The 26,278-nt window shown below is 66.7% G+C and carries 27 protein-coding genes; 9 read left to right on the forward strand and 18 right to left on the reverse strand.

Going from position 1 to position 26,278, the window contains the following annotated elements:
- Positions 1 to 7 precede the first annotated feature (7 nt).
- The 3 genes from bioB to CHB64_RS01025 all read right to left on the reverse strand — a co-directional run bounded on the left by bioB (position 8) and on the right by CHB64_RS01025 (position 1,885).
- Complete coding sequence (gene bioB, locus CHB64_RS01015) at positions 8 to 964, reverse strand: biotin synthase BioB (RefSeq protein WP_089410729.1); 957 nt, start codon at positions 962 to 964, stop codon at positions 8 to 10.
- Between the two features lie 79 nt (positions 965 to 1,043).
- On the reverse strand, positions 1,044 to 1,361 hold the full coding sequence (locus tag CHB64_RS01020; protein WP_089410730.1) for a cupredoxin domain-containing protein: 318 nt from the start codon (positions 1,359 to 1,361) through the stop codon (positions 1,044 to 1,046).
- Positions 1,358 to 1,885: a DUF4142 domain-containing protein gene (locus CHB64_RS01025; RefSeq protein ID WP_089410731.1), complete on the reverse strand. Its 528-nt coding sequence runs from the start codon at positions 1,883 to 1,885 to the stop codon at positions 1,358 to 1,360. Before CHB64_RS01025 ends, CHB64_RS01020 begins: the two co-directional genes overlap by 4 nt.
- Positions 1,886 to 2,060: 175 nt before the next feature.
- Here CHB64_RS01025 and CHB64_RS01030 point away from each other — a divergent pair, with 175 nt between their 5' ends.
- On the forward strand, positions 2,061 to 2,726 hold the full coding sequence (locus CHB64_RS01030; RefSeq protein ID WP_089410732.1) for a helix-turn-helix transcriptional regulator: 666 nt from the start codon (positions 2,061 to 2,063) through the stop codon (positions 2,724 to 2,726).
- Here the strand turns inward: CHB64_RS01030 and CHB64_RS01035 are convergent.
- The 3 genes from CHB64_RS01035 to CHB64_RS01045 all read right to left on the reverse strand — a co-directional run bounded on the left by CHB64_RS01035 (position 2,723) and on the right by CHB64_RS01045 (position 6,273).
- On the reverse strand, positions 2,723 to 3,880 hold the full coding sequence (locus CHB64_RS01035) for an alkaline phosphatase D family protein (protein ID WP_200815189.1): 1,158 nt from the start codon (positions 3,878 to 3,880) through the stop codon (positions 2,723 to 2,725). The genes CHB64_RS01030 and CHB64_RS01035 overlap by 4 nt on opposite strands.
- Positions 3,881 to 3,969: 89 nt before the next feature.
- Entirely contained in the window at positions 3,970 to 5,820 is a 1,851-nt protein-coding gene (typA, locus tag CHB64_RS01040) for a translational GTPase TypA (RefSeq protein WP_089410733.1), read from the reverse strand.
- Between the two features lie 105 nt (positions 5,821 to 5,925).
- Positions 5,926 to 6,273 (reverse strand): hypothetical protein, encoded by a 348-nt coding sequence (locus CHB64_RS01045; RefSeq protein ID WP_143265912.1) that lies wholly within the window; start codon positions 6,271 to 6,273, stop codon positions 5,926 to 5,928.
- A 299-nt stretch (positions 6,274 to 6,572) separates the two neighbouring features.
- Between CHB64_RS01045 and CHB64_RS01050 the strand changes: the two genes are divergently transcribed.
- From CHB64_RS01050 to CHB64_RS01060, 3 genes are all read left to right on the forward strand, one after another.
- Positions 6,573 to 7,520, forward strand: coding sequence for a hypothetical protein (locus tag CHB64_RS01050; protein WP_089410735.1), 948 nt, complete (start codon positions 6,573 to 6,575; stop codon positions 7,518 to 7,520).
- A 5-nt stretch (positions 7,521 to 7,525) separates the two neighbouring features.
- Positions 7,526 to 8,533 (forward strand): peptidoglycan -binding protein, encoded by a 1,008-nt coding sequence (locus CHB64_RS01055; RefSeq protein ID WP_089410736.1) that lies wholly within the window; start codon positions 7,526 to 7,528, stop codon positions 8,531 to 8,533.
- 101 nt (positions 8,534 to 8,634) lie between these two features.
- The gene (locus CHB64_RS01060) at positions 8,635 to 9,117 is read left to right on the forward strand and encodes a GFA family protein (protein ID WP_089410737.1); all 483 of its coding nucleotides are present in this window, start codon (positions 8,635 to 8,637) and stop codon (positions 9,115 to 9,117) included.
- Between the two features lie 13 nt (positions 9,118 to 9,130).
- Here the strand turns inward: CHB64_RS01060 and CHB64_RS01065 are convergent, their stop codons facing one another.
- From CHB64_RS01065 to coxB, 9 genes are all read right to left on the reverse strand, one after another.
- On the reverse strand, positions 9,131 to 9,838 hold the full coding sequence (locus CHB64_RS01065; protein ID WP_089410738.1) for an SURF1 family protein: 708 nt from the start codon (positions 9,836 to 9,838) through the stop codon (positions 9,131 to 9,133).
- Positions 9,835 to 10,203, reverse strand: coding sequence for a DUF983 domain-containing protein (locus CHB64_RS01070; RefSeq protein ID WP_089410739.1), 369 nt, complete (start codon positions 10,201 to 10,203; stop codon positions 9,835 to 9,837). The genes CHB64_RS01065 and CHB64_RS01070 overlap by 4 nt, the downstream gene beginning before the upstream one ends.
- A 364-nt stretch (positions 10,204 to 10,567) precedes the next feature.
- The gene (locus CHB64_RS01080) at positions 10,568 to 11,530 is read right to left on the reverse strand and encodes a cytochrome c oxidase subunit 3 (RefSeq protein WP_089410741.1); all 963 of its coding nucleotides are present in this window, start codon (positions 11,528 to 11,530) and stop codon (positions 10,568 to 10,570) included.
- Between the two features lie 104 nt (positions 11,531 to 11,634).
- The gene (locus tag CHB64_RS01085) at positions 11,635 to 12,225 is read right to left on the reverse strand and encodes a cytochrome c oxidase assembly protein (protein ID WP_089410742.1); all 591 of its coding nucleotides are present in this window, start codon (positions 12,223 to 12,225) and stop codon (positions 11,635 to 11,637) included.
- A 14-nt stretch (positions 12,226 to 12,239) separates the two neighbouring features.
- Entirely contained in the window at positions 12,240 to 12,371 is a 132-nt protein-coding gene (locus tag CHB64_RS15585) for a hypothetical protein (protein WP_260167543.1), read from the reverse strand.
- A complete protein-coding gene (locus CHB64_RS01090; RefSeq protein ID WP_089410743.1) occupies positions 12,364 to 13,290 on the reverse strand; it encodes a heme o synthase in 927 nt (308 codons plus the stop codon). The genes CHB64_RS15585 and CHB64_RS01090 overlap by 8 nt, the downstream gene beginning before the upstream one ends.
- Positions 13,291 to 13,386: 96 nt before the next feature.
- Positions 13,387 to 13,785: a hypothetical protein gene (locus CHB64_RS01095; RefSeq protein WP_159462359.1), complete on the reverse strand. Its 399-nt coding sequence runs from the start codon at positions 13,783 to 13,785 to the stop codon at positions 13,387 to 13,389.
- A gap of 168 nt (positions 13,786 to 13,953) precedes the next feature.
- The gene (ctaD, locus tag CHB64_RS01100; protein ID WP_089410745.1) at positions 13,954 to 15,621 is read right to left on the reverse strand and encodes a cytochrome c oxidase subunit I; all 1,668 of its coding nucleotides are present in this window, start codon (positions 15,619 to 15,621) and stop codon (positions 13,954 to 13,956) included.
- Between the two features lie 17 nt (positions 15,622 to 15,638).
- A complete protein-coding gene (gene coxB / locus CHB64_RS15315) occupies positions 15,639 to 16,817 on the reverse strand; it encodes a cytochrome c oxidase subunit II (protein WP_200815190.1) in 1,179 nt (392 codons plus the stop codon).
- Between the two features lie 248 nt (positions 16,818 to 17,065).
- On the opposite strand from coxB, the gene tldD reads away from it, so the two are divergent.
- Entirely contained in the window at positions 17,066 to 18,484 is a 1,419-nt protein-coding gene (gene tldD, locus CHB64_RS01115) for a metalloprotease TldD (RefSeq protein ID WP_089410746.1), read from the forward strand.
- A 4-nt stretch (positions 18,485 to 18,488) separates the two neighbouring features.
- Here tldD and CHB64_RS01120 read toward each other — a convergent pair whose 3' ends face one another.
- Positions 18,489 to 19,589, reverse strand: a complete 1,101-nt coding sequence (locus tag CHB64_RS01120; protein ID WP_159462360.1) for a DUF3667 domain-containing protein — start codon at positions 19,587 to 19,589, stop codon at positions 18,489 to 18,491.
- Between the two features lie 65 nt (positions 19,590 to 19,654).
- Positions 19,655 to 19,936 carry a SemiSWEET family sugar transporter gene (locus CHB64_RS01125; protein ID WP_089410748.1) on the reverse strand — a complete coding sequence of 94 codons (282 nt, stop codon included), beginning with the start codon at positions 19,934 to 19,936 and terminating at the stop codon, positions 19,655 to 19,657.
- Positions 19,937 to 20,037: 101 nt separating this feature from the next.
- On the opposite strand from CHB64_RS01125, the gene gluQRS reads away from it, so the two are divergent.
- Entirely contained in the window at positions 20,038 to 20,910 is an 873-nt protein-coding gene (gene gluQRS / locus CHB64_RS01130) for a tRNA glutamyl-Q(34) synthetase GluQRS (RefSeq protein ID WP_089410749.1), read from the forward strand.
- 12 nt (positions 20,911 to 20,922) lie between these two features.
- Here gluQRS and CHB64_RS01135 read toward each other — a convergent pair whose 3' ends face one another.
- Positions 20,923 to 21,543 carry a DUF2799 domain-containing protein gene (locus CHB64_RS01135; protein ID WP_089410750.1) on the reverse strand — a complete coding sequence of 207 codons (621 nt, stop codon included), beginning with the start codon at positions 21,541 to 21,543 and terminating at the stop codon, positions 20,923 to 20,925.
- A gap of 158 nt (positions 21,544 to 21,701) precedes the next feature.
- On the opposite strand from CHB64_RS01135, the gene CHB64_RS01140 reads away from it, so the two are divergent.
- From CHB64_RS01140 to lspA, 3 genes are all read left to right on the forward strand, one after another.
- Positions 21,702 to 22,445: a hypothetical protein gene (locus CHB64_RS01140; protein ID WP_089410751.1), complete on the forward strand. Its 744-nt coding sequence runs from the start codon at positions 21,702 to 21,704 to the stop codon at positions 22,443 to 22,445.
- A 197-nt stretch (positions 22,446 to 22,642) separates the two neighbouring features.
- Entirely contained in the window at positions 22,643 to 25,636 is a 2,994-nt protein-coding gene (gene ileS, locus CHB64_RS01145) for an isoleucine--tRNA ligase (protein WP_089410752.1), read from the forward strand.
- On the forward strand, positions 25,633 to 26,196 hold the full coding sequence (gene lspA / locus CHB64_RS01150; protein ID WP_234993293.1) for a signal peptidase II: 564 nt from the start codon (positions 25,633 to 25,635) through the stop codon (positions 26,194 to 26,196). The genes ileS and lspA overlap by 4 nt, the downstream gene beginning before the upstream one ends.
- The last annotated feature ends 82 nt before the right edge of the window (positions 26,197 to 26,278 follow it).

Below are 26,278 nucleotides of genomic sequence, written 5' to 3' on the forward strand. Positions count from 1 at the left end.
CCAGTCATCATACCAGCTCGATCCCCAGCCGGTCGAACAGCGCCTTATCGCGCGCCTCGCCCGGATTGGGCGTCGTGAGCAATTCGTCGCCGACGAAAATCGAATTGGCGCCGGCGAGAAAACACAGCGCCTGCGCCTCCTCGCTCATCTGCTCGCGGCCGGCGGACAGGCGCACCATCGAGGTCGGCATCATGATTCGGGCCGCCGCGATGACGCGGGCGAACTCGATGGCGGAAAGTGGCTCCGACTCCCCCAGCGGCGTGCCGGGCACGCCGACGAGCGCATTGATCGGCACGGATTCCGGCGGCGGGTTCATATTAGCGAGAGCGACGAGAAGGCCGACGCGGTCCTCGACTTCCTCGCCCATGCCGACGATGCCGCCGCAGCAAACCTTCATGCCCGCAGCGCGCACGCGCTTCAGCGTGTCGATCCGATCCTCGAAGGTCCTCGTCGAGACGACCTTGCCGTAATAATCCGGCGAGGTGTCGATATTGTGGTTGTAATAATCGAGGCCCGCCTCGCAAAGCGCCTTGGCCTGCTCGTCCGTCAACATGCCCAGAGTCATGCAGGTCTCAAGGCCGAGCGCCTTTACCTCAGCGACCATTTCGCACAGCGCAGGCATGTCGCGGTCTTTCGGCGCGCGCCAGGCCGCCCCCATGCAGAAGCGCGAGGCGCCTTCTTCCTTCGCCCGTTTCGCCTCAGCCAGGACCGCCTGGCGGTCCATCAGCTTCGAGGCTTTCACGCCGGTCTTGAAATGCGCCGACTGGCTGCAATAGCCGCAGTCCTCCGGACAGCCGCCGGTCTTGATGGAAAGAAGCCGCGACGCCTGCACGGCGTTGGCCGGACAATGCGCGCGGTGAACCGTCTGCGCGCGGAAGATGAGATCGGCGAAGGGCAGCGCGAACAACGCCTCCGCCTCCTCGCGCGTCCACACGCGCGGTTTCGTCTTTATTTCGCCGTCCATGAAAATCCCTCGCTAGCGGGGCGGGAACTATAACCCGCCGCGAGGGATTCGTCACTGTTAGGCGAAAGGCGGCAGAGCGTCAGCGGGCGTTGATGACGCCCGTCATCGTCGGGTGAAACGCGCAAACGTAATCGAGCGCGCCCTCCGTCTCTATAACGAGCGACCATTCGTCGCCCGCCTCCATCGTTCCGGAGTCCCAGGATCCGTCTGAGGCGGTCGCCGTGTGCGGCATGACGTCGGCGTTCACCCATGTCACCGTATCGCCCACTGCGACATCAATCTCGGCGGGAATGAACTCAAGCCCGCGCATTTCGATGATATGGGTTTCCGCTTCGCCGGTCTGCGGGACACTTGCGTACGCGAGGCCCGCGACAAGCCCATAGAGCGCGCGCCTCACCGGGTTTGCTCCACCAACCGCTCGGCGTGGGCCTGGTGAATCTTGAACGTCTTGAGCGCGGTCCCCAGCAACGCCTTGAACTCTTCGTTGTCGGCGGCGGGAATGAATACTTCCTCCACCGTCTTGTTGACAAACTGGTGATAAGCAAGCTCGTTTTCGGCGTAGGCCCGATCGAACGCCGCGCCGGAAAGCGCCTTTAGCTCGGCGCGCTTTTCCGCTGCCTGCTTGAGCAGGGACCGGCTGGTCGGGTTGTCCCGGGCTTTCGCCCCGAGCTTGTCGAGAAGACCGAGCGCGGCGTCATTCACTGCAGAGTGGTCGCGGATCATGGTTTCCGCGAAGCCGCGCACCGCCGGATTGTCAGACAGCGCCAGCGCCAGATGGGCGTAACGGATGTCGATCTCGCCCGCCGTGTAGGCGATATGAGCGATTTCAAGGTCGCTTGGGCCTTCATCGCCTGCCTGGACGGCGAGTCCTGTCAACGCAGCCGCCGCGAAAGCCGCTGCGATCATGGCTCTTCTAAGCATGGATCTTGTCCTTTCTAAGCGCGATTTTACGGAGAACCCGCGATGGAATACGCCCCGCCAAACGCATCGGGTCAGGTGCGGAAGCGTGCTAATGACATATTATTATGTCATAATAGTCAAAATGACAACGCTCATGGACGCCTGCTAGGCTCGCTCTCACGCAAAGTTGACTCTCATGGCGGACAAAGAACATCTGGTGGGGCTGGGACGCACGCAAAGCGCGCTCTTGCGCCTCCTGCTGCGAAACAAGGCCGGGCTAACGGTCGATGGTATCGCCGAAGGTCTCGGCGTGACCCGGACGGCGGTGAACCAGCATCTCGCCGCGCTGGTGCGCGAGGGCTATGTGATGCGCCGCGCCGTCGCGGTCGCCACGGGCGGCCGGCCTGGCCGGCTGTATGCCCTCACCGAGCGCGGCGCGCATCTGTTCCCGAAAAATTACGACTTGTTCTCGCTCAAGGCGCTGGAGGCCCTGATTGAGACGCTCGGTCCCGAAGGCGTCAATACGGCGCTCGAACGATTGGGCCGCACGTTGGCCAAAGATCTCGCCGCTCGGCTTGAAGGTCTTCCGTTGAGGGAGCGAGTCTCGATCATTGCCGAAGCGCTGCAGGAAATGGGCTTCGACGCGGAAGAAACTGCAACTGCGGAGCCGACGCCAGCGATCACGGCCTATAACTGCGTCTATCATGCGTTAGCGCGCGCGCATCCTGACGTGTGCCGGCTCGATCTGGCGTTTCTACGCGCGGCGTCCGGCACGGAGGTCGATCATGCCGCCTGCATGGCGCGCGGCGACAATGAATGCCGTTTCCGCTTCCGCGCCGCGAAGCCGGAGAACTCTGCTTAACGCAGGGTATCGAGAGCGATCCGTTCGCTGAGCGCCGGCGCGCCGTCGGCGCCGCGAATTGTCACGACGATTTCGCCCGCCGCCCAGTCGATGTCGAGAAGCCCGTAATTCGCCTCGTAATAGGGCTCCCTGAGGCGATGAGGCCCCGGCTCTACATAGGTGTCGCCGGTTTCGGCGCGCCAGGCGCTTTGCGGCAGATTGAGCGAAGACGAGGTCGCCTCGAACAGCGGATAGTCGAGCGCGCCCTCTCGCCGGTAAAACCCGGCGAGATGTCGATCGCCGGAAAGAATGATGAGATTACCTGCGCCCGCTTCGCGGATCGTCGCGTACAGCTTCTCGCGTTCAGCCGGAAGCATGCGCCAGGCCTCGAAGCCATGGCCGTCGGCGATCACCTGAATGGATGAAACAAGAAGACGCAGATCCGCAGGCTTTTTCAGCTCCTCCGCGAGCCAGCTCCACTGCGCCTCGCCAAGCATGGTCTTTGTCGGATCAGGATCGGGCAGATAGCGCTCCTTGCCGCGCGCGCCGTACTCATCCGTCGGCTTCAGAGGCGAGCGGAAATAGCGCGTGTCGAGAAGGATGACCTGCACGCGCGAGCCTTCCTCGCCGATCATCCATGCGCCGTAGGTTCCAGGATGCGCCAGTCGCGGGTCGTCCGGCGGAAGCGCCCAGACGTAATCGAACAGCGCTTCCGACTGTTTCTTATACGGATAATCTCCCCCCGCGTCGTTCAGACCGTAGTCATGATCGTCCCACCCGACGATGACCGGGGCTCTTTCGCGCGCGCGCGAGAAAGGCTCGCTCTGCGCCAGGCGCATATAGGCCGCCTTAAGCTCCGGCAGAGCCGGATCGCCCGAGCGGACGTCGCCGTAAACGTTGTCGCCCATGTAGAGAATGAGATCAGGGTTTTCCGCGGCGATCCGATCCCAGATCGACTGGTCCTCGCGCTGATGGGCGCAGGAGGCGAAAACGATGCGCGTGAGCGTTTTCGAGGCGTCGAGCGGCGCCGAAGGCATGGGGACAGCGCGGATCGCGCCATCGGGCGCTTCCGGCGCCGGAGAGGCGAACAGATCGGGCGCGTCCGGACCGCCCGCGGCGCAGGCGGCCAGCAAGAAAGACGCAGCGGACAACAGCAGGGGGCGAAGCGCCATCATCAGTCCTTTCCTACTCCGCAAAGCGGGATAAGCCCTGTTCATGACACTGAATTGACAGGCGCGCCATTTCCGCCGGCGACGCCGGTCGCTTATTCCGCCGACTTCGCGCGCTTCTTCCTCAGATGAGGCAGCAACGCTTTCTTCCGTAACCGGATCGATTTCGGCGTCACCTCGACGAGCTCGTCATCCGCGATATAGGCGATCGCCTGCTCAAGAGAGAGCCGGCGCGGAGGCGTAAGTCGCACCGCCTCGTCCTTGCCCGCGGCGCGGATGTTAGTGAGCTGTTTGCCCTTGAGCGGATTGACGTCAAGATCATCGTCCTTGGCGTTTTCGCCGATGATCATGCCCTGATAGACTTTCTCGCCCGGCGAAATGAAAAGCACGCCCCGCTCTTCGATGTTCCAGAGCGCATAGGCGACCGCCTCGCCGTCCGAGGTGGAGATCAAAACGCCGTTGCGACGGCCTTCGATCGGCCCGCGATAGGGCGCGTGTTCGAGATAGGAACGGTTCATCACCCCTGTCCCGCGCGTGTCGGTCAGGAATTCGCCGTGATAGCCGATGAGCGCGCGGGTCGGCGCATGAAGAATGAGTCGGGTCTTGCCGCCCCCGGACGGTTTCATCTCAACGAGTTCGGCCTTGCGGCGGGTGAGTTTTTCGATGACGGCGCCGGCGAATTCATCGTCGACGTCGACCACCGCTTCCTCAATCGGTTCGAGCGGCGTTCCGTCTTCAGCCTCGCGCATCAGCACGCGCGGGCGCGAGACCGACAGCTCGAAGCCTTCCCGGCGCATGTTCTCTATCAGCACGCCGAGTTGCAATTCGCCGCGGCCGGCGACCTCGAACGCCTCGCCGCCGGACGTGTCGGAGACGCGGATCGCCACGTCGCCTTCGGCCTGGCGCATCAGCCGCTCGCGAATGACGCGCGACTGCACTTTGTCGCCCTCGCGCCCGGCGAGCGGCGAGTCGTTGGCCGAGATGAAAATCGAGAGAGTCGGCGGGTCGATGGGCTGGGCCGGCAGCGCATCGTCTACAGCGATATCGCAGAGCGTATCGGCCACCGAGGCTTTCGCAAAACCCGCCAGAGCCACGATGTCGCCGGGACCGGCTTCCTCGATCGGCTGGCGCTTGAGGCCGCGAAAGGCGAGCACGCGGGTGACGCGCGCGCGTTCGATCTCGCGGCCGTCTCGGGAAAGCGCCTTCAGGCTCGCGCCGGGCCGCACGACGCCGGAAACGATCCGTCCCGTAAGGATGCGGCCCAGATACGGGTCGGCTTCAAGCGTCGTCGCCAGCATACGGAACGGCAGGGTCTCTGCGTCCTTTTCCACTGGCGGGGGCGGCGTGCGCGCGATGATCGTCTCGAAGAGGGGCGTCAAATCCGCGCGCGGCCCGTCAAGCGAAAGCGAGGCCCAGCCGTCGCGGCCGGAAGCATAGAGAATCGGAAAGTCGAGCTGCGCGTCGGACGCGCCGAGCGCGGCGAACAGGTCGAAGGTCGCATCGAGCGCGGCGTCCGGCTCGGCGTTCGGCCTGTCCACCTTGTTGACGACCACGACCGGGCGCAAACCCAGCGCGAGCGCCTTCGACAGCACGAACTTGGTTTGCGGCATCGGGCCTTCGGCGGCGTCGACCAGAAGCAGGCAGCCGTCGACCATGGAGAGGATCCGCTCGACCTCGCCGCCGAAATCGGCGTGACCAGGCGTGTCGACGATATTGATCCGCGCAGGGCCTTCCGCGCCTTCCCACGTCACCGAGGTGCATTTGGCGAGAATCGTGATGCCGCGTTCGCGCTCGATGTCGTCGGAGTCCATCGCCCGCTCGACCATGTCGGCCGAGGCGCGCACGGCCCCGGACTGGCGCAGCATGCCGTCTACGAGCGTGGTCTTGCCGTGGTCGACATGGGCGACAATGGCGATGTTCCGGAGGAGGGTGCTGCGTTGCGACATGGCCGCTGCGTCTGCGCCCTTTCCGGGCGAATCGCAAGCCCGGCGCCGAAAGAAAACGCTCCCGCCGCAGCAGGAGCGTTTCAACCACCCCAGGCTGCCCTGCGGTTATAGCCGGACCAAGCGGCGGGCGTCCTCTTTCAAGGCGATCGGCTCGCCGTCGAGGAACAGCACGGTGTAAGGCACATAGCCGCCCGACGTTCCATTCGGCAGGCGCGCCTTCACCCGCACGTCGATCGCCCAGCATGGGAGACCTTCGTAACCGGCGACATCGGCGTAGACCTGATACGGCTCGCCGACAATCTGAACCCGCGCTCCGCGCGGATCGACCAGCCTTTCGCTGATATAGGTTTCAGCAGCCTGTTCGTAATTCACCGGCGTCGGACCGAAATCCGACGCGAAAGCGGCGGCGGCGAGGGCGGCGGCGGCGGCGAAGCCGGCGAGCGTTTTTTTCATGGCGAAGCCCTTCCCTTCTGCGCGATCCGATTGTGTCATCGAACTGTTATTGAATTGTCATTAATCTGTCATGTTTTGCTCGCCTGTCAAGAGTCCGGCGCAAAAAGTGCGCAGATGGCGCGCCATGTTCATATCGGCGTCGAAACCGCCCCTCGCGATGATCTGAGCGGGCCGGATTTTGCATGACGGCCGCGCGGAGCCTTGCGCAGGCGCGCGGCCGTTCCGTCACAGGGATTTTGAGGCTGCATGTTTTGACTTACAGTCGGCTCGATGGTCGGGGGTCTGGTCGAGGGGAAACGATGGCGCGATCGCTTGAAAGGGCCGTGCGGTTCAGCGGGCCGGGACGCTACATTCTGAACATGCTGCTGTTCCTGCTCGCTGTGGGCGCAGTAGTCTATTACCTCTCGCCTTACAGCCCCCAGCCGTCGCGCGTGCTCGTCGACGCCTTCAACGCCAATCCGGCGCTCAACGGGCTTATTCTCGGCGTGCTTTTCATCGGCGTCGTCTATGACCTTCGCCAGGCGGCGGTGATCGGGCCGGCCGTGCGCTGGGTCGAGGCGTTCCGCGAAACGGTCGATCCGCGCCGTGCGCGCCTGCCGCGCCCGCCGGGACTCATCAACGCCATGACCAAGCTCCTGATCGACGCGGACGAACGCGGCGGGCGGCTGACGCCCGAATCGACGCGCGCCATTCTCGATTCCATCGGCACGCGGATGGACGAGGGCCGGGAGATGGGCCGCTATATCGGCAATCTTCTGGTGTTTCTCGGCCTGCTCGGCACCTTCTGGGGCCTGCTTGAGACGGTGAACGCGGTCGCGGCGACCATCAACGGGTTGGCGACCTCCGCGGGCGGCGCGGCCGAGGACGCCGTCGCCCAGCTCATCCGCAATCTGAACGAGCCGCTGTCCGGCATGGGCACGGCCTTCTCCTCCTCGCTGTTCGGCCTCGGCGGCAGCCTCGTTGTCGGTTTTCTCGGCCTGCAGGCCGGCCAGGCGCAGGGTCGTTTCTACACCGATCTCGAAGACTGGCTTTCCGGCATGACCGAGACCGGGCGGCTTCTCTCGAAAGACGGCGCGAGAATGGCTGCGGACGAGGAGGACCTTTCCGGCGCGCTGGGCGCGCTCGAAGCGGCGCTCGCCGCCAACGCCGAGGCGCAGATCAAGGCGCAGGCCGAGCAGATCGCCGCGCTCAGGGACGAAATCCGCGCCCTTAACCGCACGCTGATCCGCGTCGGCGGCGGGGAGTAGGCCCCATGGCCCGGCGCAGAAGCCGAAGCGACGCCAATATCTGGCCGGGCTTCGTCGACGGCCTGTCGACGCTTCTCCTTGTGCTGATGTTCGTCCTGTCGATCTTCGTGGTCGCGCAGTTCTATCTCGGCGAGCGGCTCACCTCGGTGAAGGACGAGCTCGCCTTCAAAGACGCCGAGCTGGCGCGCCTGACGGCCCGGCTCGACGCCCTCGCCGAACAGCTTGGCCTGGCGCGCGCCGAAAAGGAAGCGCTGCAGAACCAGATCCTTGCGCTCGAAGCGACGCTCGCGGAAAAGGAAGCCGCGCTGGCCGAGAGCCGATCGACCGTCGCCGCGACCGCCGAAGAACTCGAAGCCGAACGCGCGCTCGCCGAACAGCAGAAAAGCGAGATCGCCACGCTCAACGCCCAGCTCGCCGCGCTGCGCCGCCAGCTCGCGAGCCTGCAGGAGGCGCTGGAGGCGGCCGAAGCGAAGGACCGCGAGCAGCAGGCGCAGATCGAGAACCTCTCGCAGCGCCTCAACGCCGCCCTCGCCCGCAAGGTGCAGGAGCTGCAGGAAGTCCGCTCGCGCTTCTTCGAGGCGTTGCGCGCCGCGCTCGCCGGCCGCGCCGACGTGCGCGTCGAGGGCGACCGCTTCGTGCTGCAGGGCGACCTGCTTTTCGCCCCCTGCTCGGCGACGATCGGCGATGCCGGAAGGGTCGAGCTCGACAAGATCGCCGCGATCATCCTCGACATCCAGGACGACATCCCCGCTGAAATTCCCTGGGTCCTGCGAGTCGACGGCCATGCCGACGCGACCCCGCTCGGCCCCTCCTGCGCGGCGCGCTTCGCGTCCAATCTCGATCTGTCCGCCCAGCGCGCGACGGCCGTCGTGGAGTATCTGAAATCGCGCGGCGTGCCGGCGAAAAGGCTGGCCGCGACCGGATGGGGTTCGCAGTGGCCGCTCGTCGCCGGCTACTCGCCGGCCGCCCTCGCCCAGAACCGGCGCATCGAGTTCAAGCTCGACGCCCGTTAGCGCCGATGCTGACGTTTTCCATCATTGCGGCGCCGCTATAGTCTCGCCGCTCTGGCGCTAAGGCGGCCGGCCGGCGCCGTTCGATACTGCGGAGGAGCCCCATGACGGAACCGAGGAGCGGCGGATGCCAGTGCGGCGCGGTGCGCTATCGCATCGAGGGACCGCTGACGCGCGCGCATATTTGCCATTGCCGCATGTGCCAGAAGGCGTCGGGCAATTACTTCCTGCCGCTTGCGAACGTTCAGCGGGCGGACTTCATCGTCACACGCGGCCGGATCGCATGGTTTCATGCTTCCGATATCGCCCGGCGCGGCTTTTGCCGCGAGTGCGGCACGCCGCTCGTCTATGACGGCCTGTCCTCGCCGCATCTCAATGTGACGCTCGGCAGCCTCGACCGGCCGTCCGCGGTCGAACCGGCGCGCCAGCTCGGCGTCGAGTCGAAAATGCCCTGGTTCGCCCGACTCGACGCGCTGCCGGGCGAGCGCACCGATGAGGGTTTCGCGCCGGATGAGCTGACGGCGATCGCATCCTCCAGCCGGCAGCATCCCGACCGCGACACGGATCGTTGGCCGCCGAAACCGTGACGGCCGGAGAGCGTCACCGGCGCGCAGAAAAGACGAGATAGACGCCGACGAGCGCGCCGGCGAGCCCGAACCAGGTCAGCGCATATTCGAGATGGCGGTTGTGAAAGTCGAGCCGCGTCGCCCCGCCTTTCGGCCAGTCGGCGGGCTCCTCCCGGCCGAAGCTGTCGATGTAAGCCGAAGGCGCATCGACGCCGTCTCGGGCGGCGAAAAGGCGGGGATCGCGGACGTACCACAAACGATCGGCAGGCTGATCGTCAGGCCGGAACAGGCGGGCGAGGCCTGAGGGCGTCTCCGCCGTCCGATACAGCCCCTCGACGCGGACCGGCCCTTCCACGCGCCCGTAGTCGCCCTGGGCGAACGCACCCTGGGGGACGAAGCCGCGATTGATATAGATCGCGCGCCCTTCATCCGTATCAGGAAAAATTGGCGCAAACACGTAAGCGCCGGCCTGTCCGTCCAGCGTTCCGAAGACGCGCGCTTCCTTGTCGTGGGCGAACGCGCCGACCGCGACGACGGGCGCGTATTCCATATTCTCGCCGGCGCCGGCGCGCGCCAGCGCTTCTTCGAACGGAATCGGCGCGGCTTGCGTTCGCGCCTCGACCTGCGCGATGAGATCGAGCTTCCATTCCCGGCGCTGGAGCTGCCATGTCCCGAGCGCGATCAGCGCGGCCAGCGCGATCGCGACGAAAACGGTCAGCACGGGGCGGAAGCGGAAGCTCATTCTTCGAGTCTGCCTTCTTCGGCCTTGTGCTGATATTGCAGCGCGATCAGAGTCGCCTTGAACGGGCGCAGCAGCAACAGCGGCAGGCCGATCGCGACCGCGGCGGCGAAGAGAAAGGCCAGCCATAACGGCGCGTACAGAACGTAACGCGCGATGAAGGCGACGGCGACCGCGACGAAGCCGACGATGAAGATCACGAACACCGCCGGCCCGTCGCCGGCGTCGGCCTTGGCGTAATCGAGACCGCACGCCTCGCAGCGCGCGCGAAGCCCGAGAAAGCCCTTGAACAGCGCCCCCTGCCCGCAGCGCGGGCACTTGCCGGCGAGGCCGGCGGCGTAGGGCGACACCGGCGGGCGATAGGTCATGCGCCCTCCTTTCCGCCGGGCAGGGCGGCGCCGGCCCGACCGCTTCGCGCGCCGGGAGAGCCGCGCCGGCCCGATCGTGCGAAACGGACCATCGCGAGATCGCGCTCATCTAGGCCCCGAGCGGGATTCAGCCGCATTTCGAACGATCCGGCTTTTCGCGAATCGCACGATCCGACCCGCGCCGGTTGCGCGCGCTTCATGCGGGACGAGTAGGAGCCGACAGGGCGGTACGCGTTCATGAAAGCCTCCTCCTGCGCAGAGCTTCGATCAGGGCGCGATCTTAGCGCAGCGGCGGAAGGCGGGGATAACTTTCCCCGTTTTCGCGGATGGTCCGCCCTCGCGGCGCGCGCCTATCCGCGCGCCTTCAGGACAGGAGGCCCTGATTGCCCAGCACGTAGATGCAGGCGAAGAGAAACAGCCACACGACGTCGACGAAATGCCAGTACCAGGCCGCCGCCTCGAAGCCGAAATGGCGTTCCGGCGTGAAATGGCCGGCCATGGCGCGCAAGAGGCACACCGTCAGGAAGATCGTGCCGATGATCACATGAAGGCCGTGGAAACCCGTCGCCATGAAGAAGGTCGCGCCGTAGATGCCGCCGCCCGAGAACTTGAACATGCCGTAGTTGAGGGCTTCGGCGTATTCGATCGCCTGCAGCGACGTGAATAGAACGCCGAGAAGGATCGTCACGACGAGGCCCTGAACGAGACCCTTCTGGTCGTTCTGCTGCACGGCGTAATGGGCCCATGTCACCGTCGTGCCGGAAAGCAGAAGCACCAGCGTATTGATGAGCGGCAGCTGCCAGGGATTGAGCGGCTCGACGCCCTGCGGCGGCCACACGCCGCCCGTGGCGTGCGCGCGCGCGTCATTGCCGAGAAACGCCGGCTCGCCGGCGGCGTTCAGGAGCGGCGAGCCGTCGGCGAGGGTGATCGGCTCGCCCGCGCCGGGGAACAGCGCCGCGCCGAAAAACGCCCAGAACCAGGCGGCGAAGAACATCACCTCCGAGGCGATGAACAGCACCATGCCGTAGCGCAGCCCGAGGCGCACCACCATCGCCGTGTTCTGTCCGGTCAGGCTTTCCCTGATGACGTCGCGCCACCAGCCCGCCATCGTCAGGAGGACGACGCCGAGGCCTGAAAGGAAAAGCCAGGGACCGCCCGGAAAGCTGATCCCGTTTTCGCCGCCCAGGACGAGGCCGACGCCTTCGGGCGTCGTCTGCAGCCAGTTCACGGCCCCGATCATCATCGCCGCCGCGCCGATGGAGCCGACGAGCGGCCACGGACTCGGATCGACGAGATGATAGTCGTGCTTGACTTCAGCCCCGGCCATGACGGTTCCCTCAATCCCAGCGGAATCGCCGGCTGGTATAGCCTTCGGCGCGCCGCCTTTCCAAGCCTTGTTTGCGGGTCAGGACTGCGACAAAAGCCGCCTGCTCATTCCGCGCCGGATTCCGCCGGCGGCGCGTCCTCGTCGTCCCAGCGGAAGAACGTATAGGACAGCGTGATGGTCTGGACGTCGTCCAGATTGCGGTCGCGCGCGATCGCCGGGTCGATGAAATAGGTCACCGGCATGGAGACCTTCTCGCCCGGCGCCAGCCGCTGCTCGGTGAAGCAGAAGCAGTCGATCTTCTTGAAATAGAGCCCCGCCTTGGCCGGCGAGACGTTATAGGTCGCGCGTCCCGTCACCGGCCGGTCGGAGAGGTTTTCGGCTTCATAGAAGGCGAGGCCCGACTCGCCCACTTTCAGCGTCTGCGAGATCTGCTCGGGCCGGAACCGCCAAGGCAGGTCTGCGCCCGTCGTTCCGTCGAAGCGAATGGTGACGGCGCGTTCGAGAATCGCGTCCGCCGCCGCGTCGGCGCGCTGGGTCGTCCCGCCCCAGCCCGTGACCTGGCAGAAGGCGCGATAGGCCGGCACGGCCGCGAAGGAAAGCCCGACCATCGCCGCGACGACGCCGGCGACGACGAGCGCCGTGCGACGATTGGTCTTCACGATCTGCTTGCGGTCTGTCGGTCCGGCGTCGGTCATCGCTCGCGCCTTTCTTACGGCTGCGCGCCGATCTGCCCGCCGATCTTCAGGATCGTGACGGCGTAAACCACGATGATGAAGACCGCGAGCAGTCCCGCAATCGCCAGATTGCGCTGACGGCGCTTTTTGTCCGCTTCGTCAGACATAAAAACCCGCAAGGTCCTCCGCCAGCAATGCGGCGAAAAGCGCGAAGAGGTAGAGGATCGAAAAGCCGAACAGCCGCTTTTCCGGCCGCAGGTCGGCGCCGTCATTCGTTCGCGCGCGCCAGGCGAGCCAGCCGAAACCGGCGCCGGCGCCGGCCGCGACCAGCCCGTAGAACGGCCCGCCGAACCCCATGGCGAACGGCAGGAGGCCGGCTGCGGCCGTCAGAACCGCATAGACGAAGATCTGCCGCCGCGTCGCCGCCGCCCCCCGCACGACCGGCATCATCGGCACGCCGGCGCGCGCATAGTCGCCTTCGCGGAACAGCGCGAGCGCCCAGAAATGCGCCGGCGTCCACAGAAAGATGATCGCGAAGAGCGCCCACGCTTCGGGCGGCGCGGCGCCGGAGGCGGCGGCCCAGGCGACCACCGGCGGCAGCGCGCCGGCCGCGCCCCCGATGACGATGTTCTGCGGCGTCGCGCGCTTCAGCCACATGGAATAGACGACGACATAAAAGAAGATGGTGAAAGCCAGCAGCGCGGCGGCGAGCGCGTTCGAGGCGAGCCAGAGCAGCGTCGCCGACAGCGCCGCCAGGACGAGGCCGAAGGCGCCGGCCGAGCCGCGATCGATCACGCCCCGCGGAATCGGCCGGTCGGCGGTGCGCGCCATCACCGCGTCGATATCCGCGTCATGCCACATGTTGAGCGCGCCCGCGGCGCCGGCCCCGACCGCGATGGCGAGGAGCGCGACGGCGGCGAGACGCGCATCGAGGCTCGCGCCCTCGGCGACCGCCGCGACCATGCCCACGAGCGCCGTGAAGACGACGAGCGACATCACGCGCGGCTTCAGGAGCGCGAAATAATCGCGCGGCCCCGCCGCCGAGGCCGCAGCCTGGCCGAGATCTTTCACCGCCGTGTCGCTCATGAGGTCGCCTTATGCCCCAAGCGGGCCGTCAGGCAAAGCCGGCGCGCGCGCGCGCCGGCGCGGCCTGCTGTCGCCCTCGCCGACGGGCGGCCGGATTCAACCCCGGTTGAGAACTGACTTGAGGCCGTAGAGGACCAGAATGATCGCCATGAAGGCGATGAAATAGGCGAGAAGCTGGCCGGCCTGCAGGTCCATGAAGTGCAGCCAGCTCGCCTCGAGCTGCGAGATCGCGCGCTCGCCATAGCCGGCCGTCTCTCCCGAAGGCGCGCGAAACACCCCGCGCAGATAGCCGCCCAGCGCGAACAGCACGAGCGCCAGGAGCGTCATCGAGCCGATCTGGCCGCCGCGCCGCATCAGGAGCGCCGCTACGAGCACCGACCCGAACGCGATCACCAGCGCGATCCAGTCGCCGGTCAGGAATGTCGAGCGGAAGATGCCGCTCACGTCGTTGATGATGGTCTGAAGCATCGGCCCCACCTCCTCGAACTTCAGCATGATCAAGCAACGGCCCCGCGCCCCGGGGCCGTTGGTTAACGATTATTAACGCCATTGCGCGCGGATCGCCAGACGCCGTCCGTGCGCCTGCGAAAGAGGCGGCCGAAAACGGGAACGCCCCGCGCGGACCTGGCCTCGCGGGGCGTTATCTTGCGCTGGAAAACCGTTCTAGAACGCCTTGGCGTCGCCGCGGTCGAAGCGCGGCAGCTCGTTGAACTGGTGGAAAGGCGGCGGCGAGGGCAGCGTCCATTCCAGGGTCGTCGCCCCCTCGCCCCAGGGATTGGCCTCAGCCTTGCGGCGATAGACGAAGAACGCGTCGAACATCGCGACGGCGAAGACGGCGACGCCGAGGACCGTCACGTAATAGCCCCAGGTCGAGACCTCGTTCCAGGTCGCAAAGGCTTCCGGATAGTCGATATAGCGGCGCGGCATGCCCTGCAGGCCGAGGAAATGCTGCGGGAAGAAGATCAGGTTGACGCCGACGAACATGATCCAGAAATGCAACTGGCCGAGCCATTCGCGGTACATCTTTCCGGTCATCTTGGCGAACCAGTAGTACCAGCCTGCGAAGATGGCGAAGACCGCGCCCAGCGACAGCACGTAATGGAAGTGCGCGACGACGTAATAGGTGTCGTGCAGATAGTGGTCGATGCCGGCGTTGGCGAGCACGACGCCGGTCACGCCCCCGACCGTGAACAGGAAGATGAAGCCGATCGCCCACAGCATCGGCGTCTTGAACACGATCGAGCCGCCCCACATCGTGGCGATCCAGGAGAAGATCTTGATGCCTGTCGGCACCGCGATGACCATCGTCGCAGCCACGAAATAGGCTTTCATGTTCACGCTGAGGCCCACCGTGTACATGTGATGCGCCCAGACGATGAAGCCCACGAAGCCGATCGCCACCATGGCGTAGGCCATGCCGAGATAGCCGAAGATCGGCTTTCTGGAGAAAGTCGAGACGACGTGGCTGATGATGCCGAAGCCCGGCAGGATGAGGATATAGACCTCCGGGTGGCCGAAGAACCAGAACAGGTGCTGGTAAAGGATCGGATCGCCGCCCGCCGCCGCGTCGAAGAACGCCGTGCCGAAATTGCGGTCGGCGAGCAGCATGGTGATCGCGCCGGCCAGAACCGGCAGCGACAGCACCAGCAGGAACGCCGTCACCAGCACCGCCCAGGCGAACAGCGGCATCTTGTGCAGCGTCATGCCCGGCGCGCGCATGTTGAAGATGGTCGTGATGAAATTGATCGCGCCGAGGATCGACGAAGCGCCCGCCAGGTGCAGCGACAGGATGAGAAGATCCATCGCCGGGCCGGGGCTGCCCCTCACAGACAGCGGCGGGTAGAGCACCCAGCCGCCGCCGAAGCCGAGCTGTCCGGTGTCGCCCGCCGCGAACAGCGACAGCGTGAGCAGCACGCCCGAAGCCGCATACAGCCAGAAGGAGATGTTGTTCATGCGCGGGAAGGCCATGTCCGGCGCGCCGATCATGATGGGCACGAACCAGTTGCCGAACCCGCCGATCATCGCCGGCATCACCATGAAGAAGATCATGATGAGGCCGTGATAGGTGATGAGGACGTTGTAGAAGTTGGCCGCCGCGATCGGATCGCCGCCGGAGAACTGCGTAAGAAAAGTCACTCCCGGCTCGGCGAGCTCCATGCGCATCAGCCCCGACATCGCGCCGCCGATGATCCCGGCGAGGATGGCGAAGATCAGATAGAGCGTGCCGATGTCCTTGTGATTCGTGGAATAGAACCACCTGACGAAGAACGGCGGCTTGTGGTCGTGGCCGTGCTCCCCGGCGTGGGCGTGTTCCTGATGGGCGTGCGCCATGATGTCGGCCCTCTTCGCTATTCGGCAGGCGTTTCGCCGGCGCCCGGCGCGGCGGGCGCTTCGGCGAGCTTGACGTCGTCATCGGAGAACATGGGATCGAGCCCCGCGAGCGCGCGCTGCTCGTCGACCCAGGCCTCGAACTTATCGCGGGAGACGACCTCGACGGCGATCGGCATGAAGGAGTGCTTCACCCCGCAGATTTCCGAGCACTGGCCGTAATAGACGCCCTCGCGGTCGGCGCGGAACCAGGTCTCGTTGATGCGGCCCGGCACGGCGTCGATCTTGATCGCGAAGGCCGGCACGGTCCAGGCGTGGATGACGTCGTTGGCCGTCGTCAGCACACGGATGGTCTCGCCGACCGGGACGAGCATGCGGTTGTCGACCTCGAAGCGGTACAGATCCGGCGTGGTCTGGTCCTCCGGCAGCATGTTGGAGAAGAAGTCCTCTACGCCGAAATCCGGATAGGCGTAGGACCAGTTCCACTGATAGCCGGTCACTTTGACGGTGATCGCCGGCGCGAGAACGATGTCGCCGCGCATGTCGATCGAGCGCCCGCCGCGGATGAAGACCGTCTCGCCGGCCGCCGGCGCGCGCTCGAGCGCGACCGCGATCTCCGGCTCGCCCAGACCCTCGACGCGGTAGTCGTCGCCGCGCCTGAGTTTGCGCAGCGCGCCGTTCGATTCGACGAACACCTGAAGATGCTCGTTGCGGGTCACGCGGCGGCTGTCGGGAAAGTCGTTCTTGAAGACGAAGGTCCGGGTCGCGCCGTCGCCTTCGGCCACGACCTGCTTGCCGTCGGGAATGATGTCCTCCTTGTAGAGAAGGTCGAAGGAGAAGAGGGCGATATAGACGAGAATGAGGATCGGGATGACGGTCCAGACGACCTCGACGAGCGTGTTGTGGCTGAACTTGCGCGGCGTCGGGTTGGCCTTCGAATTGTAGCGCGCGATCACCCACAACAGCAGCGCCAGCACGAACAGGCTGATGACTGTGATGACCGGCATCAGGACGACGTTGTGGAAGAAGTGCACCTCTTCGGCCAGGGCGGAGTTCGGCGGCTGCAGGCTGACGCCCCCGTCCGTCGCCTGCGCAAGCGCGCCGCCGCCCGCCGCGAGCGCCGTCGCAGCGGGCGCGCCGAAAGCAACCATTCTGCTGATGCTGTCCCGCCCGAGCCGCGTCATGATGTGTCGCGTCATGAGTATCCTGCCTGCCCCTTTCCGGCGAATGCGAAACGGCGCCTCTCGATAGGCGCGCGCCTCCCGCCGGTCAACGGGCCTTCTCCTGGGGCGACCGCCATGGCGATCCGACCCTGTTTATAGGCGGGCTCGAACGGACGCGCACCTTCGCATCGCTGGAAAAATGGTCGCAGGATCGGGGGCTTGCCGGGGCGGGCGGGCGCGGCGCGCCATTGCCCCGGCGCGCGCGAGGGCTTACCTCTTGGCCCATGACCCAATCCCTTTTCTTCTCCCGCGCCGGCCTCGATCGGGCCCGGGTGGAGTCGATCGTCGATTCCGCGCTCGGCGGCGCCGACGACGGCGAGCTTTATCTCGAATATATCCAGTCCGAATCGTTCGTCTTCGACGACAACCGGCTGAAGACGGCGAGCTTCGACGTGGATCAGGGTTTCGGCCTGCGCGCGGTGTGCGGCGAATCGACCGGCTACGCGCACGCGTCGGAACTTTCCGAAGACGCGCTGAAGCGCGCCGCCGACGCGGTGCAGGCGGTCAGGACCGGCCATGCGGGCGTTTTCGCGGACGGGCCCGCACGCACCAATCTGAGCCTCTATCCCGACGACAACCCGCTCGGCGAGCTTCCTTTCGAGGCCAAGGCCAGGCTCCTCGCCGACATCAACGACTATGCGCGGGCGAAGGATCCGCGAGTGCGGCAGGTCTCGGCTTCGCTGTCGGCGGAATGGAGCGTCGTCGAGATCGTCCGGCCGGGCGGCGCGATCGTGCGCGACGCGCGCCCGCTGGTGCGGATCGGCGTGTCCGTCACCGCCGGCGACGGCGAGCGGCAGGAGACGGGCTCTTACGGCGCGGGCGGGCGCGAAGGTTATGCGCGCTTCGTCGCGCCGGAGACCTGGCGGGCCTATGTGGACGAAGCCCTGCGCCAGGCGCTGGTCAATCTGGAGGCCGAGCCGGCCCCAGCCGGCGAGACGACGGTGGTGCTGGGGCCCGGCTGGACCGGGATTCTGCTGCATGAGGCCGTCGGCCACGGCCTTGAGGGCGACTTCAACCGCAAGAAGACCTCGGCCTTCGCCGGCCGTCTCGGCGAGCGCGTCGCCGCTCCCGGCGTCACGGTGGTCGACGATGGAACGATCGCCGGCCGGCGCGGCTCGCTCACCGTCGACGACGAAGGCACGCCGACCTCGCGCACGGTGCTGATCGAGGATGGCGTCCTCAAAGGCTATCTGCAGGACCGGCTCAACGCGCGGCTGATGGGCGCCGCGCCCACCGGCAACGGAAGGCGCGAAAGCTATGCGAGTCCGCCCCTGCCGCGCATGACCAACACCTTCATGCTCGCCGGTCCCCACGACCCGGAAGAAATCATCCGTTCCGTGAAGGACGGGGTTTACGCGGTGAACTTCTCAGGCGGGCAGGTCGACATCACCTCGGGCAAGTTCGTGTTCAACTGCACCGAGGCCTATCGCGTGAAGGACGGCAAGATCGGCGTGCCGCTCAAGAACGTCGCGCTGATCGGCGACGGGCCGAGCGTGCTCGCCCGCGTGTCGATGATCGGGAGCGATTTCGCGCTCGATCCCGGCGTCGGCGTGTGCGGCAAGGCCGGCCAGGGCGTGCCCGTCGGCGTCGGCCAGCCGACGATCAAGATCGACCGTCTCACCGTCGGCGGCTCCGGGGCGTAGGCCGTCAGGCCGTTGCGCGCCAGATGACATGCGAGACGATCGCCATGACGATCGTCAACAGCACGCCAAGATAGAGCGCGCCGGAGGCCGCGGCCGTCCAGAGCGTCTTGAGCCAGCCGCGGCCGTAAGCGCGCTTCAGCGCCGCGACGTAATAGACGCCGATGGCGGCCGAGGCCGCCAGGCCCATGTAAGACGCGCCGAGCTGCGCGCCGAGGAGGGCCAGAGCGATCACGGCGAATCCCGCCGCATGCGTGTAGAACGACAATATCAGATGGTCGAAGATCAACGCGTCGCGCCGCAGGAACAACGCCAGGATGATCGCCAGCACGGGGGTCATGAAAAACAGGACGCGCGGCAGCCAGTCGTTGAAGGCGTCGTTGAAGGCGCGCGGCTCGGCGACGGCCCAGCCGATGCCGGTAAAAACGCGGTCGACGACCGCCGCCGCCTGTTCGACTTCCTCTTCTGCAACCTCTTTATCCGCCGCCTCGTTCGCTTCGATGGTGTTTGCGCGCGCCCGGGCGCGCATATCGGCGATGCATGCGTCAAGTCGCTCTTTATCCGTGTACAGATTGGTTTCCTTGGCGAAAAACCGCAGCTTCGCCTGGAAGCCGCATGGAAGCGGCGCCGCTTCGCCGTCGTCGGGCGGCGCGGCGGCGGCGCCGTCGGCTTCAGCGGCCGGCTGGCGATTTTGGAAGACCACGTCGGTCCCGATAATAAATGTGTCGGTCAGGCCGATCGTCAGAAAGAACAGAAAGCTCACGACGATGAAGAGCCGGACGGGCGGAGTGTAGCGCGAGCGCCGGCCGCGGGCGTAATCGCGCGGCACGACTCCGGGTTTGGCCGCCAGAAGGCCGAGCGTGCGCCACATCCGCGAATCGAAGCCGAAGGCGTCGCGCAGGAAATCTTTCGCCAGGATGAGCGAGCTGCGGCGCAGATCGTCGTTCTTCTGCCCGCACCAGGGACAGAACGGCCCTCGGGTCGAACCGCCGCAGGACAGGCAGGCCGCCGCCGCAAGCGCCGTCAGGCCGTCAAGCGACGCCGGCGCCGAGCTTTCGGCGCCCCCCTCTCCCGATTCGGGGTCGATATCCGGATCGTCGCTCGCCATGCCCCGCCCTTCCGCGCGCATGACATCTTAACGCCCCGGATCGTCAGGCGAAACAGCCGCGCGGACTAGCGCGGCCGGCTTTTCGTTCGCGCCGCGCGCACATGCCGGATTTTCTGCACAAGGATGACCAGCGCGAGCGTCAGCGTGACGGCATTGGCGACCACTACCGGGCGCGAGCCGATCAACAGACCGTACGCCCCCCACAGGGCGACGCCGAAGGTGAACAGCAGATACATCCAGAGCGAGATCGCCGCAGTGTCGTTCGTGCGGATGACCCTCGCCGCCTGCGGCAGAAAAGAAGCGGTCGTGAGCGTCGCCGCCAGCCCGCCGATAAGCTCCGTCTCCATGCGCGCGCCTTGTCTGATGCACGCCGCTCATAGCATGTTGCTGCGATGCAGCAAAGACGCCCCGTTTCGCGCCCGCGCCGGCGTCGATAGGCTCGCCGGCCATGCCTGAGCGATTCGTCACCCGCTTCGCGCCTTCGCCGACCGGCTATCTGCATCTCGGCCACGCCTATTCGGCGCTGACCGCCTTCGCGGCCGCGCGCGCGGCCGGCGGCCGGTTCCTCCTGCGCATCGAGGACATCGACCGCACGCGCTGCCGACCGGAATACGAAGCCGCCATTTACGAGGACCTCGAATGGCTGGGCCTTGAATGGGAGGCGCCGGTCCGCCGCCAGTCGGACCATTTCGCCGACTACGCCGGCGCGCTTGAACGCCTGATCGAGCGCGGCCTCGTCTATCGCTGCTTCAAGAGCCGCCGGGAAGTGCTTGAGGAAATCGCCCGCGCGCCCCATCTCGCCGCGGATGGACCGGAAGGCCCGCAATATGTCGGCGCGCCGCTGCCGCCGGAAGAAGAAGCCGCGCGCCTGGCGGCCGGCGAGCCCTACGCCTGGCGGCTCTCCCTGGCGGCCTGCCGCGACCATCTGGGCGCGGCCTTCGGCGCGCTGACGTTTACGGAGGAAGGCGTCGGCGGCGGCGAGGAGACGGGGCGCGTGCGCGCCCGGCCGGAAATCTTCGGCGACGCGATCATCGCCCGCAAGGACGCCGGCGCGAGCTATCACCTCGCCGCCGTTCACGACGACGCGCGGCAAGGGATCACTCATGTGATTCGCGGCGCGGACCTGTTCGCCGCCGCGCACCTGCACCGGCTGCTGCAGGCGCTGCTCGATCTGCCGGCGCCGGCCTATCGCCATCACCGTCTGATCACGGATGAAAACGGGAAAAAGTTCTCCAAGCGCGACCGCGCAGTCACGCTGCGCGCGCTGCGCGCGGCGGGCGCGACGCGCGCGGACATCCTGGCCCGCCTGGGCTTGGCCTGAACGCGGCGGGCGTCACCGACGCCGGCGCAGGAACGCCCGATAATCCTCGAGCCGGCCGAGGGCGGAGTCGATCTCGGCCGAAAGCCGCGGCAGATCGCGCTCGATGCGGTCGATCTCGCGGCGATGGCGATCGATCTCGCGCTGCAGCTTCGAGCGCTCCTCGTCGCTCAGATCTTCCGACCGCAGCTTCGCGCGCGCCCGCCGCAGCCCGTGGCGGCGAGACTCCAGCGCGTCGAGCGCGTCTTCATACGCCTCGATCGCGGATTCATGGGCGCGCGTCAGACGATAAAGCCGCAGACCGATATCGTATTCGTCGAGAAAGGCGCTTTCGGCCGGCGGCGGGCAGACGCCGCGGTAGGGCCGGCCGTTGAGGCCGGCGTCGAAGCCGGCGTCCGGGGTGCAGTAGCGCCGAAGCCCCCGCTCCCGGCCCGCCTGATAGGCCTCGATGTCGGCCGGCAGCCCGAAAGAGCCGCACTGCGCGGCGCGTTCGTCGAGCTTTTCCAGCGTCTCGCCGTACAGCCCGTCGCGCTCGCCGATCGCGCGCCAGTTCGCGCCGGCGCACTCTTCTTCGCTCATCCCCGTGGCGCAGCCGCTCAAGACGAGCGCGGCCGCCAGTCCCAGACGCCGGTTCACCGATGCCCCTCCCTGGCTGTTTCGCGAGACTGCCGCATCGACCTATCGGACAGGTAAATCCGGGGCGATCCCAAGGCGCCGCGCGCCCAAATCCGGTCACATTGCCGCAGGATGCTCGGGCCGAAGCGGATCATCCGCGCACCCAGCGAGGCGTACCCATGAGCGCGAGTTCCCTGAAGAAAGCGGCGCTGGCGGCTGCGGCGGCGGCCGTGGCGCTGGGCGGCGCCGCCCCGGCCCTCGCCGGCGGCGGCCATCATCACGGCTATTACGGGAAACACTACGGCAAGCATTACAAGCACTATTACGGCAAGGGCTATTACAAGCGTCCTCGCCACGTGCATCACCATCACCGCCATCACAAGAAGGGCCTCAGCGGCGGCGAGGCCGCCCTGATCGCCGCCGGCGTCATCGGCGGGGCGATCCTGATCGACCGGGCGCTCGACGACCGCCGCCATGACGACCGCTATTATGGCGGCTACGCCCCGCCGCCCCCGCCGCCGGCGCGCGGCTATTACGGCGGATACGGCGAGCCGGAGCGCGAGCTTTATTACCGGCGGGACGATCGCGCCTACGCCCCGCCGCGCCGTGAGGACGACTACCGCGAGGATTACGACGACGAGCTGCTCGGCGGGCGCGCCGAGCCCCGCCTCGCCGGGCGCGGGGAGTACAATTACGGCGCGGCCTATAACGACTGCAAAGCCGAGACGCGCGCCGCGGCCGGCGACCGCGGACTGCTGGTGGCGCTGCCGGCCAAGCCTTCCGACATCCGGCCCATCGAGGGCGGCGAGGCGGTGCGCTTCACCACGGACTTCATCGCCCGCGATCTTCAGGGCCGGGAGATCCGCCAGACCATGATCTGCGAGGCCGATCTCGGCGGCGTGCGGTTCATCGAGCTTGTCTGACGCCCGCGCAAGGCGGGTGACGGAATGGGCCGGTCCTGATATGACCGGCGCATGAGCGTTCCCGAACCGACTTTCCCGGCCGCGCCGGCGCGCGCCGCCCGAATTAGCCGCCCGGCCCGCCGCGCTGCTTGACAGCGCACGGCGGGACCGGGTTTGTGCGCGCTGTTCCCTCCCGTTCGAAACCGAAGAGACGAGCGATGCCCGACGCATCGAACAAAGACGCCGCCCAGGGCGCGGCCCGCGATTACAAGGACACGCTGTTCCTGCCCGCGACCGATTTCCCGATGCGCGCGGGCCTTCCCCAGCGCGAGCCGGAATTCCTGAAACGCTGGGAAGCGACGGGCCTCTACCGGCGGCTTCGCGAAAGGGCGGCCGGTCGGCCGAAATATGTCCTCCATGACGGGCCGCCCTACGCCAACGGCCACCTGCACATGGGCCACGCCTACAACAAGATTCTCAAGGACATCATCGTGCGCGCGCGCCAGATGGCCGGCTTCGACGCCAATTACGTGCCGGGCTGGGACTGCCACGGCCTGCCCATCGAGTGGCAGGTGGAAAAGGAGTTCGCGCAGCAGGGCCGCAAGAAGCGCGACGTGCCGACGGCCGAGTTCCGCCGCGCCTGCCGCGCCTACGCCGAGAAGTGGATCGACGTTCAGCGCGCGGAGTTCAAGCGCTACGGCGTCGTCGGCGACTGGGAGAACCCTTACGTCACCATGAGCTTCGAGGCGGAAGCCGCCATCGTCGCGGAGTTCCTGAAGTTCGTGGACAGGGGCCTCGTCTATCGCGGCTCGAAGCCGGTGATGTGGAGCCCCGTGGAGCAGACCGCCCTCGCCGAAGCCGAAATCGAATATCACGAGAAGGTCTCGCCGACGATCTGGGTGAAGTTTCCGGTGGCGGGCGGCGCGACACACGTATCGTCAGTTCAGCCGAACCCGTCCGGCTCCGAGCTTCTTGGGGCCTCCGTCGTCATCTGGACGACGACCCCGTGGACGATCCCCGGCAACCGGGCGATCTGCTACGGGCCGAAACTCGCCTACGGGCTCTACGAAGTGACTGGCACGGAAAAAGTCGTCGATCCGAAGACCGGCGAGGAGAAAGACCCGTGGGCGAAGATCGGCGACAGACTCGTCATCGCCGACAGGCTCTGGGAGCAGGTCGCGGCCGCAGCCAAAATCGCCTCCTGGAATCGCGTGCAGGACGTGAGGCCTGAAATGCTCTCCGGCCTGTCTTGCCGTCATCCGCTCAAGGGCTTTCACGGCGGGTATGAGTTCGACGTGCCCCTCCTCCCCGGCGATCACGTCACCGACGAGGAAGGAACCGGCTTCGTCCACACCGCGCCGGGCCACGGGCAGGAGGATTATGCTGCGTGGATCGCAAGCGGCCGCTCGCAGGCGGACATTCCCCACACGGTCGACGCGTTCGGCCGCTTCACTGACGAGGCGCCGGGCTTCGAAGGAAAAGAGGTCATCCGGCTCGACGGAAAGAAAGCCGGGCAGGACGGCGACGCCAACGAGGCGATCATCAGGGCGCTGATCGAGCACGGCGCCCTTCTCGCGCGCGGGCGGCTGACCCATTCCTACCCCCATTCCTGGCGCTCGAAGGCGCCGGTCATCTTCCGCGCGACGCCGCAATGGTTCATCGCTCTCGACAAGCCGACGGCGGGCGGCCAGACCCTGCGCGAGGCGGCGCTCGCGGCGATCGACGCGACGAAGTTCACGCCGCCGCAAGGGCGCAACCGCATCCGCGCGATGGTCGAAAGCAGGCCCGACTGGCTTGTCTCGCGCCAGCGCGCCTGGGGCGTGCCGCTGACCCTGTTCGTGCACGGAAAGACCGGCGAGATCCTGCGCGATCCGGCCGTCGACGCGCGCATCCTCAAGGCCGTCGAGGCCAAAGGCGCCGACGCATGGTTCGAAACGCCGGCGCACGATTTTCTGGGTCCGGATCATCAAACCGAGGACTATGAGAAAATCGAGGACATTCTCGACGTGTGGTTCGACTCAGGCTCCACCCACGCGTTCTGCCTGGAGCGCCGGGCGGATCTCAAATGGCCGGCGGACCTGTATCTCGAAGGCTCCGACCAGCATCGCGGCTGGTTCCAGTCCTCGCTCCTCGAATCCTGCGGAACGCGCGGGCGCGCGCCCTATGACGCGGTGCTGACCCACGGCTTCGTGCTCGACGAGAACGGGCGCAAGATGTCGAAGTCGCTCGGCAACGTCGTCGACCCGCAGGACGTGATGAAGGAGTACGGCGCTGATATCCTGCGCATCTGGGCGGCGAGCTCGGACTATTCGGACGACCTGCGCATCGGCAAGGAGATCATCGGCTCGGCCGTGGACGCCTATCGCAAGCTGCGCAACACGCTGCGCTATCTTCTCGGCGCGCTCGCCGGCCATTCGGAAGACGAGGCGATTCCCGTCGCCGACATGCCCGAGCTCGAGCGCTACGTGCTGCATCTCGCCGCGGCGCTCGACGAAGAGGTGCGCGCGGGCTATGAACGCTTCGACTTCAAAGGCGTGTGGCGAAGGGTGTTCGACTTCTGCGCGCTCGACCTTTCGGCCTTCTATCTCGATATCCGCAAGGACAGTCTTTATTGCGACCGGCCGGACTCGAGTCGCCGGCGCGCGGCGCGCGCGGTGATGAACGTCCTGCTCGACCGCGTGACGCGCTGGCTCGCCCCGATCTGCGTCTTCACGATGGAGGAAGTCTGGCGCGCGCGTCATCCGTCCGCTGACGGATCGGTTCATCTCGAGTTGTTCGCGCCCGCCGAGCCGGCATGGAAGGACGAAGCGCTCGCCCGCAAATGGACGCGAATCCGCGCCGCGCGCCGCGTCGTCACCGGCGCGCTGGAGATCGAGCGGCGCGAAAAGCGCATCGGCGCGAGCCTCGAAGCCGCGCCGCGGATTTTCGTCGCCGATCCCGAGCTGATGCGCCTGTGCGAAAGCGTCGATTTCGCCGAGATCGCGATCACGTCGGATGCTGTTTTCGAACAGGGCGAGGGGCCCGAGGCGGCGTTTCGCCTGCCCGAAGTTTCCGGCGTCGCCGTCCTTCCCCAAAAGGCGCGCGCGGACAAATGCGTGCGCTGCTGGCGGTATCGGGACGATGTCGGCGCCGAGCCCGCCCATCCTGCGCTGTGCGGGCGCTGCGCCGACGCGGTCGCGGCCCACGACGCGCGCAAAACGGCGGTCGCATGAGCCGGCGAGGGGAAAAGCCGGCTGCGAGCCTTCCCGCCCGCGCGCGCGCCTGGCTCGCCGCGGCGCAGGCCAATCCCTGCTTCCGCCGGGGAATGCTGGGCGCGGCCGGCGTCGTCGCGCTCGATCAGGCGAGCAAGGCGTGGATCATTCACGGCCTCGACCTGCCCGAGCGCCAGCGCATCGAGATCTCTCCGGTCTTCGACCTGACCTATGTGCAGAATTACGGCGCGAGCTTCGGGATGCTCGCCGGCGGCATGGGATCGCGGATTCTGCTTTCCCTGGTCGCCATCGGCGTCGCCGCCGCGCTGACCGTCTGGCTCGGCCGGCTCGGCCGGACCTGGGCGGCGGCGGGCTGCGCCTTCGTCATCGGCGGCGCGCTCGGCAATCTGATCGACCGCGTCCGCCAAGGCTTCGTCACCGATTTTCTCGACTTTTCCGGGCTCTATTTTCCCTGGGTATTCAACGTCGCCGACGCGGCGATCAATGTGGGCGTGGCCTGTCTCGTCATCGACGCCTTCCTGCACCGGGAAAGGAAGCATCCGAAGGGGCGGGACGCTTAACGGCTTTCGCCGGAACGAGTTTTTGCCAGAGCGCCGGGCCTTGGATATAGTCCGGCGCTCTATCGTGGGAGTAGCAGCAGGC

This window comes from Amphiplicatus metriothermophilus, from assembly GCF_900199215.1.
Classification (GTDB): domain Bacteria; phylum Pseudomonadota; class Alphaproteobacteria; order Caulobacterales; family Parvularculaceae; genus Amphiplicatus; species Amphiplicatus metriothermophilus.